The organism is Luteibaculum oceani, from assembly GCF_007995015.1.
GTDB classification, from domain to species: domain Bacteria; phylum Bacteroidota; class Bacteroidia; order Flavobacteriales_D; family Luteibaculaceae; genus Luteibaculum; species Luteibaculum oceani.
Genome location: NZ_VORB01000008.1, coordinates 1 through 14,232 on the forward strand (window position 1 = coordinate 1; position 14,232 = coordinate 14,232).

At 38.8% G+C, this 14,232-nt stretch carries 16 protein-coding genes; 5 read left to right on the forward strand and 11 right to left on the reverse strand.

All coding sequences use genetic code 11. The features are described 5' to 3' along the window. Positions 1 to 317: 317 nt before the first annotated feature. The 10 genes from FRX97_RS09140 to FRX97_RS09185 form a co-directional block, all read right to left on the reverse strand. Positions 318 to 611: a helix-turn-helix domain-containing protein gene (locus FRX97_RS09140; protein ID WP_147014908.1), complete on the reverse strand. Its 294-nt coding sequence runs from the start codon at positions 609 to 611 to the stop codon at positions 318 to 320. Continuing rightward, complete coding sequence (locus FRX97_RS09145) at positions 598 to 951, reverse strand: type II toxin-antitoxin system RelE/ParE family toxin (protein WP_147014909.1); 354 nt, start codon at positions 949 to 951, stop codon at positions 598 to 600. Before FRX97_RS09145 ends, FRX97_RS09140 begins: the two co-directional genes overlap by 14 nt. A gap of 291 nt (positions 952 to 1,242) precedes the next feature. Next, complete coding sequence (locus tag FRX97_RS09150) at positions 1,243 to 1,527, reverse strand: helix-turn-helix domain-containing protein (protein ID WP_147014910.1); 285 nt, start codon at positions 1,525 to 1,527, stop codon at positions 1,243 to 1,245. Then, positions 1,520 to 1,867 (reverse strand): type II toxin-antitoxin system RelE/ParE family toxin, encoded by a 348-nt coding sequence (locus FRX97_RS09155; RefSeq protein WP_147014911.1) that lies wholly within the window; start codon positions 1,865 to 1,867, stop codon positions 1,520 to 1,522. Before FRX97_RS09155 ends, FRX97_RS09150 begins: the two co-directional genes overlap by 8 nt. A 280-nt stretch (positions 1,868 to 2,147) precedes the next feature. Continuing rightward, positions 2,148 to 2,558: a UPF0158 family protein gene (locus FRX97_RS09160; RefSeq protein ID WP_223266600.1), complete on the reverse strand. Its 411-nt coding sequence runs from the start codon at positions 2,556 to 2,558 to the stop codon at positions 2,148 to 2,150. Then, positions 2,551 to 2,895, reverse strand: a complete 345-nt coding sequence (locus tag FRX97_RS09165; RefSeq protein WP_147014913.1) for a DUF3024 domain-containing protein — start codon at positions 2,893 to 2,895, stop codon at positions 2,551 to 2,553. The genes FRX97_RS09160 and FRX97_RS09165 overlap by 8 nt, the downstream gene beginning before the upstream one ends. Positions 2,896 to 3,219: 324 nt before the next feature. After that, complete coding sequence (gene xerA, locus FRX97_RS09170) at positions 3,220 to 4,353, reverse strand: site-specific tyrosine recombinase/integron integrase (protein ID WP_223266601.1); 1,134 nt, start codon at positions 4,351 to 4,353, stop codon at positions 3,220 to 3,222. A 145-nt stretch (positions 4,354 to 4,498) separates the two neighbouring features. Then, positions 4,499 to 6,589, reverse strand: a complete 2,091-nt coding sequence (locus tag FRX97_RS09175) for an insulinase family protein (RefSeq protein WP_147014914.1) — start codon at positions 6,587 to 6,589, stop codon at positions 4,499 to 4,501. Positions 6,590 to 6,610: 21 nt separating this feature from the next. After that, a complete protein-coding gene (locus FRX97_RS09180) occupies positions 6,611 to 7,930 on the reverse strand; it encodes a M16 family metallopeptidase (protein ID WP_147014915.1) in 1,320 nt (439 codons plus the stop codon). Positions 7,931 to 8,024: 94 nt separating this feature from the next. Then, positions 8,025 to 8,645 carry a TetR/AcrR family transcriptional regulator gene (locus FRX97_RS09185; RefSeq protein ID WP_147014916.1) on the reverse strand — a complete coding sequence of 207 codons (621 nt, stop codon included), beginning with the start codon at positions 8,643 to 8,645 and terminating at the stop codon, positions 8,025 to 8,027. 208 nt (positions 8,646 to 8,853) lie between these two features. Here FRX97_RS09185 and FRX97_RS09190 point away from each other — a divergent pair, with 208 nt between their 5' ends. The 5 genes from FRX97_RS09190 to FRX97_RS09210 all read left to right on the forward strand — a co-directional run bounded on the left by FRX97_RS09190 (position 8,854) and on the right by FRX97_RS09210 (position 12,959). Continuing rightward, complete coding sequence (locus FRX97_RS09190; protein ID WP_147014917.1) at positions 8,854 to 9,486, forward strand: TetR/AcrR family transcriptional regulator; 633 nt, start codon at positions 8,854 to 8,856, stop codon at positions 9,484 to 9,486. A 2-nt stretch (positions 9,487 to 9,488) separates the two neighbouring features. Then, a complete protein-coding gene (locus FRX97_RS09195) occupies positions 9,489 to 9,887 on the forward strand; it encodes an acyl-CoA thioesterase (RefSeq protein WP_147014918.1) in 399 nt (132 codons plus the stop codon). After that, positions 9,887 to 10,639, forward strand: coding sequence for a glycerophosphodiester phosphodiesterase (locus FRX97_RS09200; RefSeq protein WP_147014919.1), 753 nt, complete (start codon positions 9,887 to 9,889; stop codon positions 10,637 to 10,639). The genes FRX97_RS09195 and FRX97_RS09200 overlap by 1 nt, the downstream gene beginning before the upstream one ends. A 63-nt stretch (positions 10,640 to 10,702) precedes the next feature. Continuing rightward, the gene (locus FRX97_RS09205) at positions 10,703 to 12,463 is read left to right on the forward strand and encodes a DUF349 domain-containing protein (protein ID WP_147014920.1); all 1,761 of its coding nucleotides are present in this window, start codon (positions 10,703 to 10,705) and stop codon (positions 12,461 to 12,463) included. Then, positions 12,426 to 12,959: a hypothetical protein gene (locus tag FRX97_RS09210; protein ID WP_147014921.1), complete on the forward strand. Its 534-nt coding sequence runs from the start codon at positions 12,426 to 12,428 to the stop codon at positions 12,957 to 12,959. Before FRX97_RS09205 ends, FRX97_RS09210 begins: the two co-directional genes overlap by 38 nt. On the opposite strand, the gene FRX97_RS09215 is transcribed toward FRX97_RS09210, so the two are convergent. Further along, positions 12,956 to 14,230 (reverse strand): DEAD/DEAH box helicase, encoded by a 1,275-nt coding sequence (locus tag FRX97_RS09215; protein WP_147014922.1) that lies wholly within the window; start codon positions 14,228 to 14,230, stop codon positions 12,956 to 12,958. The genes FRX97_RS09210 and FRX97_RS09215 overlap by 4 nt on opposite strands. Positions 14,231 to 14,232 lie beyond the last annotated feature (2 nt).

Sequence of the window (14,232 nt, forward strand, 5' to 3'; positions counted from 1 at the left end):
TAGAAATCGAGGAAGTATTTCTTGTAGGTAATTATTTCTTTAACCACAGTTCAAAGTTAACTCATTAGTTTACTTAATCAAAATGGTTTGTCGAAGAGTAACTGTGTTTTTATTATGGCAGGCAACGACCCGGCTATGAATAGTGCGGCTTTAGAGCTATAATGTTTGGCTCTCGCGACACGGTTAGCCGAGGCTTTTATTTGTGTGGTAAATTACTAAAACCAAGAAGAATAAAAGACGAGGCGGAGGCAAAAGCTAAAATGTGTTCTTAACCGACTAACCCGCATTATTCATAGCCATTGTTGGCAAGCGTAATTTTAAATCTCGATGTTTATAGAGACTTTACCACCTAGGCCTTTTTCAACGATATCGTAGAGCGTTTTTAATGTGATGTTGCTGCCATCATTCTCAACTCGGGAGATGTATGTCCTTTTTTTATCAATGATTTCAGCAAGCTGTTTTTGTGTGAGGTGCTTTTCTTCTCTAGCCTGTCTTAATAAATAACCGATTCGAAATGTTTGAGCACTTCTTTCCAGGTCATCTCTTCTGGGAGTTCCCTTTTTCCCATAAACCTCATCTTTAATTTGGTCCCATGATTTAGTCTTTCCCATCTTTTTTCTCTTTTAAATACTGCAACATTAATTTCTTGGCTTTTTCGATTTCCTTCTTGGGTGTTTTCTGTGATTTCTTTTGAAATCCGTTAAGAAGGATGACAAGCTTGTTTCCATCAAAAAAGCAGAACACTCTCCAGATGTTGGATCCAAGTTTAATGCGTCCCTCAAAAAGGCCTTTTACTCCAGTTATGCTTTTAAGATGGTTAGAAGGAATACGTTCAATGGTTTCTAACATCTCAATTAACTTAAAGACTTTGTTTTGGGTCTTTTGGTCCAAAGAGTTTAGGAACTTTTCGAAGTGTCCTTCGTATGATGTAACCGATCTTATTTTGTCCAAACTGGTTCGATTATTTAACGACAAAGGTAACTTAAAAGTTACTTGAAACGCAAGAAAATCTTTGGGGATTAGGGCAGAGCGCAATTATGCTTGCCAACGGCTCGCCTATGAATAGTGCACTCCGTAGCTCTAAAATTTAGATGCTGGCGATACACTTAGCCGAGACTTTTGTTTGAGTGGTAAATTAGTAAAACCGCGTAAAAGAAAAGGGGAGGCGGAAGTGCGGGCGAAACCATTTAAGAACCGATTAAGCCGCATTATTTATAGGCATTGTTGGCACTAGTACTTTATTTATTCTGGATTAATCTGAATAGAGAGTCCAAGAGCTTTAGCTAACAAAGCAAAATTTGATAGTCTAATGTCTTCACCATTTTCTATTCGAGAAATGTAAGGTCGTTTTTTACCCACTTTTTCAGCGAGATCTTCTTGACTCAAATGGAGTTCCTTTCGTCTGTTACGAATGATTTCTCCGAAGTAATATGAAAAGGCGTCTTCAGTGAATTTCTCTCGTGATTCTGAACCTTCTTTTCCGTACCTCTTATCCAAAAGTTCCTTGGCGTTGAATGCTTTACCCATTTTCTTTACGATTTAAATATTCCTCTAAAATTTTTTCTGCAGCTTTAATTGCCTTTTTATAATCCTTGGTGGACTTTTTTATAAACCCAGTTAAACAGACCACCTGGTTAGCTTGAGAGAAGTTTAAATGATCAATTGCAAATATGATAATACGGTATTCATTTCCAGCTTTTACTCGGAGTTCATAGAATTTGGTGGATTGCAACTTCTTAATGAACAAAGCGTGCACCACTTTCTCTTGCATCATCACTTGCACAAGCTGAAAAAATTTTAATGAAACCCTTTCACCTTGTTTGTCGATAAACTCTAAGCATTCTTCCGTAATATCAACATCTCTCACGGTACAAATGTAACGAATTAGTTACGAAAAAGGTTTAAGAATCTAGCAAAAAATAGTAGGGAGAACGAGTATTAGTGCCAACGGCTTGGCTATAATTTAGTGCGGGTGGATCGGGCTTTGTCCGATCATGCCGCACGGAAGCTAGCAAGCCTTTTATTTAGGTAGGTAAATTAAATAAAACCGAGAGAAATAAAAGGAGAAGCGGAGGCGAGGGCGAAAATGTGTTCTGTCAACGGTTAACTCCGCATTAATTATAGCCTTTGTTGTGTGCTGGCCGTCTTTAAATTAATTGTCTTTCAACGTGTTTTTCTAATTCCTTTTGCTTGAAATCAAACCAGTCTTGCCTAAAGTCCGAATGATCAACTAGATGTTTAAAGTGACGGAAAGGTTTTCTTTTTGATAAAGCTTCTATTAATCGATTCTTAAATAACCCTTCATTTAGTTGATAAGCGAAGTTTTCCATGATTTCAAAGGATTCCCAGGATTCAAGTGGGGTAATGCACTGAAATTCGGGATCTTCTACTTTCTCTATTTCCTCACCTAAAAATTCTTTAAACTCTTCTTCCTCATAGTGATCGTTGAAATTAGGGATGCAAATTAATTCCTCGGATTTAGGATTGTAATAGGCCTTATTTCCGCAGTCAATTTGCTGAGCAATTTCATTTAATATTTCTGGTTTAATCTTAGCCAAAGAAACAACCGAGTTTATCTTCATTAATAATTTCAAGTAGAGCGCTTAAGTTGTTTGCTTTTGGAAATGGGGAATAGGCCTCCCATTTACCGTTTGCTCTCATCCAGTAGAGATTCCATTCATTTCTGGTTTGGTAATAGCGCAATCTGGCGAATGGGTAGTTTCTTGTTTTTGATGGGTTAATCCAAATGGGCCTAGTTGTGAATATCTCAAAAGCTTTTCTGTCAAAGGAATATCCGAAATCAATCTTTTTTCTCAATTCAGGATCCTGAGGACGTTTGGAGTCAACAAAATCTTGAATTTTTTCTTCATTAATTTCTATAATGTTTCGTTCCACGGATAATGTTCAATTAGCTTGCACACAACATATGAGCAACACCAGGTTGCTGATATTGGTTTTTGTTTTTGTATACCGAAAAGTAAAGAAAACCCCCGGAAAACCACGATTAGGGCAATTTAAAATGAGAAAATGTGATGATATTTTTTGCAAAAGAAAATGTGATGATATTTTTCTGGGAGCTATTCAACGTCCTCCAAATTCCAGATTTTACCAATGAGATAGAAATCGCTTTTACTTATCATCTCCCCTTAAATTGCTTACCGATTCTCCTCTGCTCTGCCCTACTCTACTTTTCCAACTATGCCAATTGTGCATAAGCTCCTATTCCAATGATTTCTTCCGAAAATTTTCAGTCTTTATGCTATCAAAGGGAGATGATATTTTTAGTAAGGACGATTTGGAAACATGGGTATAAATGGCAGTTGTGTCTAATTTCTCGTGTCCCAAAAGTTTTTGAATCAATCTCGTATCGGTTCCGCCCTCCATCATGTGGGTTGCAAAGCTATGTCGCAGTACATGGGGTGTTACCCCTTTTAACCCAGCCAGTTTAGCGGCTCTTTTTACTAACATCCCTACGCTAGACGCCCCATATTGATTTCGATTGGGCCCCTCAAAAAGCCAGTAATTAGGGCTATATGCTGCCAGATATTTTGTTAACCCAACAGCCATACGTTCACTTAATATAGATACCCGATCTTTCTTGCCCTTCCCCCCTTTTATAAATACCTGCATACGGTCAAAGTTTATATCCTCTACCCTTAACCCAATGAGCTCTCCCCTTCTTAATCCTGCTGAATACAGTAAGGCAATAATACACTGGTGCTTTAAATTGCTGGCAGCCAAAACTAGCCGTATAAGTTCTTTCTGACTGATTACTTTGGGAAGCTTTCGCTCTTTTCTGGGTCTATCCAAACTATACTTCTTTTTCTCTCGTCCCAAAACATGTTCATAATAAAATTTAATAGCGTTAATAACCTGGTTTTGGGTACTTATGCTAACATTCTTTTTCTCAATCAGAAAATTTATGTAATCCTTGATTTGATCGTCTGTTATAGATTGTAAGTCAAATTTTCTGTAGAAATGCATAAAACCACGAAACATCGAGCAGTAGGTTCTTACGGTATTGGCACTATATCGTCTGCGCACCAGTAACTCCCTAAACTCCAAGGGTAAATCCACATCATTAGTATTGTTTATTGCCGCCCTTTTACCCACGAGGATTGCGGTATTATCTACCGCAACCGTTCCATTAAACGCTCTAATAATCTCCAAATATGATTTTCTAGTGAACGGCAGGTAAAAACACTTTTTACCTGAGTGCCAGTTCGCGTTAATCCGCCTTAGCCCACTGTATATGGTTTCGCTGTATTTAAACTGAAATCCTAGATAGCAATTACCATCCAAATGGATTTTATGTAACCGAAGAACCGGCTTACTTGAATCTTGCTTTTTCACGTGGTAGGTGCTTTTGTTATAATAAGATAACTAATTATTCATTAGCTGGGTTATACCTTACTTACAGAAAAAGCTCCCCCCTAGCGCAACAAAAAAAGGGGATGCCTAAAAAGACATCCCCTTTAAATATTGGATTTAATTAACCCTACTTAAACAAGTCTGAAGATACGTTTGAGTTCACTTTCACTTCATCCATTTCAATTACTAGACTCTGAGGTCCAGAAATGCTCATTTTGTGTGCGAAAACATATCCTTTAACATCTTTAAAGTCGTCAAAAGACTGTACTGTAGTTACCGCACCGTTTGGCGTTTCAGCTGTTACAATTTCTTGTAGCTTAACTCCTCTTTCTACGCTGTAAAAATGAGTTGAAGGCTCTCCTACGGTTGCTGTAATCTCAACCACATAAGCATCTTCTCCATTTACAGGCTCCACACCAAGTAAAGTAGATTTGTAACCTAGGTTTTGGTACTCTAATTCTGGTACCAATAAGGCCTGTACTTCCATTTTCTTAAGGTCGTCGCCTTCCATTTCTTTACGCCCTTGGAAAGAAATAGAAACTCCTTTTTTACCATCAAACGTTTGCTTCTGGATTACGTTACCCTGAACCATAATGCTTTGAGAGAATAAATTTGGTGCCTTTTGGTAGGTAACCATTTTAATTTCATTCCCCTGTATGCTTGCGGTTCCTTTGGTAGTAATATCCTTAAGCTTTTTAATTTTCTTAAGGGCCGACTTCATATCCTCAGATTGCGTAAACTTCAACACAAAGTTGTCGAATACATTTTGAGCAGTCATTCCTTCTGGAGCTGGCTTGCGCTCCGTTGCATCTGCCTCGTTTCCGTAGAAATCGTAGAAAGTTACTTCTCCGTCAGCATCGAATTTCTCTAGGCTCTTTGCTACATCTTTATTTCCAACTACAATTACCAAAGAATTATTTGGTTTGATGTACTTCTGTGCCATTTGCTTAACCTCTTCGATAGAAACTGAGCTCAATCTTGCAAGGTAATTTGCGTAGTAATCTTTAGGAAGCTTGTAACGCTCAATGTTTAAAGCAAAATTGGCTACAGTTTGTGGAGACTCTAAAGCTCTTGCAAAAGAACCGTTCATAGAGTTTTTCACTAGTGAAAGATCGTCTTTAGAAACAGGCTCTTTTGTTAAGCGGTCTAATTCGTATAAAAACTCGGTAACCGATGAGTCCGTCACTTCATTTCTTACCGAAGCAAATGCAGTAAAAGAACCAACGTATTGGTCTGTGCTAAGGCTAGATCTTGCACCATAGGTATAGGCTTTATCCTCTCTAAGGTTTTGCATTAATCTACCGCTAAATACACCACCACCTAAAATGTTATTCATAACGCTAGATGGGATAGCATCTGGAGCTCCTGGCTTAAGGTCTACTGGATAAGTAACATTAATTACCGACTGCACTGCACCGGTTTTAGGCACAAAACAAACCTGAGTTCCTTCGGGTCCTTTTACCTCTGGCATAACTGCCATTGGAACTTCTGCTTGTTGCCAAGCTCCAAAGTACTTCTTCACTTTCTTCTCAGCCTCGGCCTTAGTAATATCTCCAACAATTACCAGGTATGCAATGTTAGGACGGAAGTAAGTGTTGTAGAACTCCTTACAAGACTCCACGCTTACGTTAGCAACAGTTTCTTCGGTTTCAATTTCCCCGTATGGGTGATCCTTACCATATCTCAACGCTTTAGAAACGTTTGACATAATCGCGTTAGGATCTTCTTTTCCAGCCTGGATACCAGAAATGGTTTTCTTTTTCTCTGCTTCTAACTGATCTTTTGGGAAAGTTGGATTCAACAATACATCCGAAACAATTCCAAGTAACTTATCAGTGTGCTTGGTAAGTGACGATGCGTAGAATCCAGTAGCGTAGGTACTGAAATTAGCACCAATAAAGTCTATGCTTTTATCGATCTGCTCTTTGTTTTTGCTTGTGGTACCCGCTCTTAATAAAGATCCGGCTAAAGAAGCATTTCCAGCAATTTCACCCTCCATAAATGGAACGTAATCCAAAGTAAGTGAGTAAGAGATTACTGGACGCTTATGGTTTTCAACTAAAATTACTTTTAGTCCGTTTTCAAGCGTAAATGTTTCAGATTCCCCAATTTGAATTTTTGGTGCAGGCCCTGGGGCAGGAGCTTTGCTACGATCTACTTGTGCAAAAACCGAAACGGCAAGGGTTACACAAAAGAACAATATGGATAATTTTTTCATCTCTAAATATTTATAAAGTGATTAGTTGGCTTTTGGTAAGTAATAAAGTACTACTCTATTCTTAGGAGTTAGGTACTTCTTGGCCACATTTCTAATATCTTCTTTGCTAACTTTTAGGTAACGCTGTAACTCGGTATTAATAAGGTTAGCGTCTCCGTAATACGTGTGGTAGTTAGCTAAACTTTCAGCTACCCCCACTACTCTTGAGTTACCTGCAACAAATTGTGCTTCAATTTGGTTTTTCACCTTGTTTAGCTCTTCGTCGCTAATTAACTCGCTTTGTAACTTTTTAATTTCCTCGTCTATTACTTTTTCAGCAGCCATAGGATCTACTCCTGAGTTACAAATAGCAAATGAAAGTGTTAATCCTGGGTGCTCTAATCCAAGTGGGAAAACACCTGTTTGTAATGCCAATTGCTCCTTATCTACTAATCTTTTGTATAGTCTAGAAGACTGGCCGCTAGAAAGTAGTGTACTTAACATTTCCATTGCATAAGCATCGGCAGTTCCTTGTGCAGGAGAGTGGTATGCTTGAATTACTGCAGGAAGTTGGATGTTATCGAAAACAGTATCTCTAATCTCTGTAGTTTGAGCTGGCTCGTTAGCCTCTGGGAAAGGAATGGTCTTGGTTCCTTTTTTGATTTCACCAAAGTACTTCGCAATTAATTTTTTGGTTTCTGGTATGTTGATATCTCCAGCTATAGAAAGTACTGCATTGTTAGGAACGTAGAAAGTTTTGTAGAAATCCATAAACTCCTGGTCCGAAGCGGCATTTAGGTGGTCCATAGAACCAATAACCGACCATTTGTATGGGTGAACTTTATACGCTCTTTTAAAGGTTTCTTCTAAGATAGAACCGTAAGGAGTGTTATCCATTCTTTGTCTACGCTCCTCTTTAACTACTTCGCGTTGAGTTTCAATACCAACGTTTTCAACTTTTGCGTGCATCAAACGCTCGCTTTCCAACCAAAGACCTAATTCTAATTGGTTAGACGGTAAAACCTCGTAGTAAAAAGTACGGTCTTGAGTGGTATTGGCATTTAACACCCCACCGGCATTTTCAATGTACTTATCGAACTCACCACGGCCAATATTTTCTGACCCTTCGAATAAAAGGTGCTCAAAAAAGTGCGCCATACCTGTACGGTTTGGATCTTCGTTTTTAGATCCTACATGGTATAACATGGTAATTGCCACTACAGGAGTTGAGTGGTCTTCGTGAAGAATTACGTGGAGACCATTGGGTAGGTCGTATTCCACAAAGTCAATCTTTTTAGCTTGCGAAAAGCCCACCAAGGTGCTTAGCATCGCAAGAGCAAGACATAGATGCTTTTTATACATAGTTTTTCCAGTTTAGCGGCTCAAAAATAGAAGTATTCTCGAGCTTTACTAAACTGGAAATACATAAGTGGTAATCTATAGCGATTGCCGATGCCTACATCTTACAATCGGCGATAACAGTATGAATAATCCCGTCGAACTTAATTTTAAAATACTCGTCGAAGGCCTTATCCAAGGTTAAATTATTGTCTTTCAGGTAAGTAGTAGTTAATAAGGCATCCAAGAACCAACGGTCGGTACCCACCATAACATTTACGTCAAAGTCTTTAAAATATCCTTTTGCAATTCCTTCTTCGTAGTACTTTCCAATTACAAAGGAGAATTGGTTTCTAAACATCTCTACGTAATCCCACATTTCAGGATACGTTTCTCTTACATCTCTAACCAATCTAGGAGATACACTGGTTAATTGCTCGGCGTAATATTTCATCGCCATGTAATAGCGCTTAATAAAAGGAATGCTTTGGTCGGTTAAGTACTCCTCGTATTTTCTAATGCGGTTTAACAACATTGCTACCGCAGTTTGCACCATTTCATCCTTACTTTTAAAGTGGTTGTAGATGGTGGCTTTAGAAATATTTAATAGCTGTGCAACATCGTCCATGGTAATGTTGCGGATTCCTGTTTTCTCGAAGTGTACGATGCATTCGTTAATCCACTTTTCACGTTTTACCTCGTTGCGACTTCTTTTTTTTGCTATTGGTTTTCTACCCATGATGTGATATTAGAAAATTAAAAAATATGCCCAATTCTGGGCGACTAAGATATTTCAAAAAGTTTAAAAAAGGTGGTTAATTTTACTTTATTAAGAATTTCAAGCTAAATATTCTAAAGAAACCGCATTTTCAGCCAATTTGTTTACTTTAAATAGAATTAATCACTTTTCCGTAGTAATTCATAACTTTCGGAAAATTTTTTTTTGGATGGGAACGGTCGTCAAGAAACATAAGGACAAAGCGGTTAGAAAGAGCGAAATCATTGCTGCTGCTGAAAAAATTTTCTTTAAAAGTGGTATTCATCAAGCCTCAATGGACGCAGTAGCCAGCGAAGCGGATGTAAGTAAAGGTACACTATACCTATACTTTAAGAACAAAAACGCCTTGTATCGCGCCATATTGCGTAGAGCTTTCGAAACCTTAGAAAAATACGTAACCGAGGCCATCTCAGATTTTAGTGGAAACGGCAAGGAGAAGATAAAAGAGGCGGGAAAAGCCTACATCAAATTCTCTAAAGAACATCCAGGATATTTCGATGCCATTTTGCATTACGAAAACGATACCGTGAGCTTAGACGACATGGAGGCTGAATCGCTGAAAAGCATGATTGCCGGAAACCAGGTTTTAGAAGTACTTGCCAATGTGGTTAAAGCTGGAATGGACGATGGATCTATTGGCACCCATAAAAACCCTATTAAACTGGCCATTATTTTATGGGGGTCTACAACGGGAATGCTCCAAATGCTCAACGCAAAGAGCAAATTGCTAGAGCATTATTATAATTTAAGTGAAGAGGAAATGTTAGAAGATTACTTCGAAGTAATTTTGAAAAAACTGTAAGCTTGAAGCATACTACCGAACTAAAAATAAGAGGCTATCACCTTGATGGCTATGGACATGTTAACAATGCAAGATATCTAGAACTACTCGAAGAAGCCCGATGGCAATATTTGGATATCATCAATGCAAAATCTTACTTCGAAGAGCGAAACCTAGCCTTCGTTGTGGTAAACATCAATATCTCATACAAATATCCAATTACCCAGGGACAGACCCTGCGTATAGAAACGGAACCTTCTAAAAAAGGAAATACCAGTTGGATTTTCCACCAGATTGGATATCTCAACGATTCATCAACCCAAGTAATAGACGCTGTTGTTACTTTTGTTTTACTCGACGCCAAAACAGGGAAACCGGTTAAGGTTAACGAAGAAATGCAAGAAGTGCTTTTACCCAGATAATGACAGCAATTATTGCGCATAGAGGTGCCTCGGCATTGGCTCCCGAAAACACCATGGCCGCAATTAATAAGGCTTTGGAGATTGGGGTGGATTACATCGAAATTGATGTAAGACTTAGCTTAGATAATGTACCCGTTTTAATGCACGATGCCAAGGTAAACCGAACCACCAATGGAAAAGGTCCTGTGGTGTGGTTTTACTATCAATCCCTAAAAAAATTAGATGCTGGCTCCTGGTTTTCACCAGAATTTAAAGGAGAGCAAATCCCATCGCTAAATGAGGTTTTAGGCGCTGTAGTTCCCAAAGCAAAATTACTAATAGAGCTAAAAGGCTCCTTGATGATGCAGCCACTTCTGGCGAGAAAACTGGTGCAGCAAATCAACAAACACAAAGCCCAAAAACACTGCATTATTCAGTCTTTTAGTGCCCCACTTCTTAAAAGCATACACCGAGAAAATCCAGATTTGGAGTTGAACTTGCTTTTAAACTACAGCAACCGAGCTATACCCATTTATCGCGATCGCCTGCCCAAAGTGGGTAACATATATAGATTTAAGAAGTCGTCTGCCATCAATCCCAATTATAAATTGGTGGATAGAAAAATGGTAAACGCCATACATAAAAAAGGCCGTCAGATCTTTTGCTGGACGGTAGACGACGAACAAGAAATGCGTCGCTTAATTGATTTGGGTGTGGATGGAATCATTACCAACCATCCCGATAAATTAAAAAAGCTCCTGAAAAGCAATTGATTACCCGCCATTTATAGGGAAATTCTACCTTTGCACCGTTTTTAAAGATTTTATAGCACAATAATGCAAGAACTGCTGAACAAATTCTCTGACTTACTAAAGCAAGAATTTAACAAAGAACTCATTACCGAGGGTAAAACCTTGATGGAAGACATTGAAAAGGAGTTTAACCAACTTCGTGAAAAAGCACTGGAGACTTTTTTAGAAGATCCAGAAAATAAACCCGAAGACTTCTCTCCTGCTCCATCGGAAGATGAACAGAAATTTGCCGAGCTAAAAACGGAATTTAAAGACAAAAGGAAGGCATACGCCGAGCGTAGAGCAAAAGAGGAAAAAGAAAACCTCGACAGAAAACTTGCCATCATCAAACAAATTTCCAGCATCACTAAAGATGAGGAAAACATAAAAAAAGCCTTCGATACTTTTAAGGCACTACAAGAAGAGTGGAATGGTATTGGAAGAGTTCCTGGCGATCGCCACAAAGAAGTTTTACAAGACTACCACAACGCAGTAGATACTTTTTACTACGATATTAAAATTTACAAGGACCTTTTAGAGAACGATCTAAAGAAAAACCTTGAAACCAAACAAAACATCGTTAAAAACCTAGAGGTTATATCTAAGGCAGAAACAGAAAACTTAGAGGAAAACGTAAAGAAGTACCAACAAGAATGGTACGATGTTGGACCGGTGCCTAGAGACGAATTTGAACCTTTAAAAGCCCGTTTCGACAAGGCTTTAGATGCCGCATACGAGATCATTAAAACCAGAAGAGCCGCAAGAAAAGAGGAGTTAGATAAAAATCTGGCACTGAAAAAAGGTCTTCTTGGAAAAACTAGAGAGATCACCGAAAAGCTTCCTAACAATGCTAAAGCTTGGAACAAGGCAACGGAAAAGATCATAGAGATTCAGCAAGCTTGGAAACAAGTTGGATACGGCCCTAGAAAGGAAAATGAAGAAGTTTGGAAAGAATTTAGAGCCGAGTGCGATACTTTCTTTGAACATAAATCGAAGTTTTTTGAAGATTTCAAGAAAGAACTTTCGCTAAACCAAACCGAGAAAGAGGCACTTTGTGATCAGGCAGAGGTACTTAAAGATTCTACCGATTGGAAGGAGACCTCCAGAAAGCTAATCGATCTGCAGAAAAAATGGAAAAACATTGGACCTGCTCCTATGGCTTTTGAGCAAAAGCTTTGGAAAAGATTTAGAGCAGCTTGCGATGCCTTCTTCGAAGCTAAAGAGAAAAGCGCCAAGGAGTTAGACGCCAAGTTCGAAGACAACTACAAAGCCAAACTCGAATTTATTGAGGCGTTCAAAGGGGTTAAATTACCTGAAGACAAGCAAGAAGCTGCCAAGGAAATTAAAAGCAAACTTTCTGAGTGGAACAAACTTGGTAAAGTGCCTAAGGATAAAATAACCGAAGTAAATAACGCTTTCAACTCTATATTAGATGAGAAAATGGAAGCTATTGGATTGGCTAAAGAGGAGTTAGAACACTCTAAATTTACTAGCCGAATTCAAGGGTTACTTCAAGAAAACGACTTCGAAAAACTACTTCAAAAAGAAAAGCGTTTCATCAACGAAAAAATTGAAGAGTTTAAAAAGCAAGCCATACAGTTCGAGAACAACATGGCGTTCTTTAATTCTAGCAGCGCAAAGAAAAACCCATTGCTTGTTGAGGCTGAAAAGAAAATTACAGCTACTCGCAATGCAATAGAGAAGATGGAAAATCAGATTAAGTACATCAATAAAAACATGCGCCAAAAAATTAAGGAGCTGCAGGCGAATGAAACTGAAACACAAAACGAGGAAGCCGCTAACTAGCGGCTTTATCCTTTCTATTGCAGTTTTTTGTAGCTGCAGCATACTTCTAACCCATAAAACCTTAGCTCAAAACCCTATAAAACCTGCTGGAATGGGGATAGCTGAGGTTGAGGAGGTTGTTTATTTTAGTTCGCTACGCAATTTAATTCCAGGTAAAACCTGGAAGTACATTGTTCAGGAACACGATATCGCCCCTTACTCTAAGCTGATATTTAACTACGCCGAATTTCCAGATTTCCCCATAGAACGAGTGGAAGTACTGCGAAAGGCCGAACAACATGTTTATACCTTGGTTAAGGTAAACGGAAGGTTTGAGTGCGAATGGCTGCTAGAGGATGCCTTTCGAGTTTTTGGAGATCTTAAAAACCCAAAACAGGAAAGTAAAACCCTTGTTGAATTCGAATGGAATGTAGACGACCATTTTGCCGATCAAACCGTTACCTATAAACTAATGGGTAAAAAACAGTGTGAGGTTAAAATGATGGTAAATTTTTAAGACTTTCTACCCAGCTTTTTAGAGGCAAAAATCTTCTTCTTTTTTCTTTCTTGGAAAGCTCCGCGATAATTAGGGTCAATTTTCTGACGATGTAAATCCATGCTTCGTAGCATTTCTTTTTCTTCACCCGGCAAGAATTCTTTCTCCTCAATATCAACATCTAGGACTTTCATTTTCTCTTCAATGAATTCCTCTAAGTTTTCAATTTGGAACTCTTCGGCTGGGGTGTAAAAAGTGATCGCTACTCCAGAATTCCCAGCTCTTCCTGTTCTCCCAACACGATGTACGTACTCTTCTTTTACCAGAGGAACATCGAAATTGATAACGTGACTTACCTTGGGAATATCTATTCCCCGAGCGCTAATATCCGTGGTTACCAAGTACTTGATCTCTCCCGATTTAAATTTCTCGAAAGTATTATTTCGGGTGTTTTGCCCTTTATTGGCATGTAATAAGCCTATCTCATCCTCCCCTATTTTTCGCAATAAATATTTTTGCGTTTGGGTGGCCGTTTCTTTAGTTCTGGTGAAAATAATTACACGTTCACAGTCTTCATTCAATAGGAACTGCTCTAAGTAATGCAATTTGGTCAGGCGGTTTTTCAATCCCACCTTAAACAGATCGATATCTTTTGCCGGTTTCTCCTGTCTAGAAACCTCAATGCGCAGTGGGTGTTCCAAAAAGTTATCTACTACGCGCTGCAAACGCTCAGGAAAAGTTGCAGAGAATAATATTTTTCTGGACTTGGAAGGTATTACCTCAAGAATTTGATTGAGTTGGGGCATAAAGCCCATATCCATTAAACGATCGGCCTCATCCAATACTAAAAATTGAATTTTCTTAAGCGGAATTAAGCCTTCGAAATAGAGGTCCATAAATCTTCCAGGGGTGGCTACAATAATATCTGCACCTCCCGCCAATTGATCTCTTTGACCCTGCTTGGCAACTCCACCAATTAAGCCCACTATTTTTAAATCGCTGTAAGCATTTAAATCTTGAGCCATACTTGTGATTTGCATGGCCAGTTCCTTGGTTGGAGCAATGGCCAAAACCCTCGGATGTTCTGGATTAGTACCGCGAAGCATTTGCATTACAGGCAGCATAAACGCCGCCGTTTTACCCGAACCCGTTGGCGCGGTAGCAATAATTTCCTGCCCAGCTAACAGTGGTTTAATAGCCTTTTCTTGAATCTCAGTAGGCTTGGTAAACCCCAAATCTGCCAGTGCTTTTAAAAACTGTGCCTTTATTCCTAATCCCTCAAATCCTTCCATCC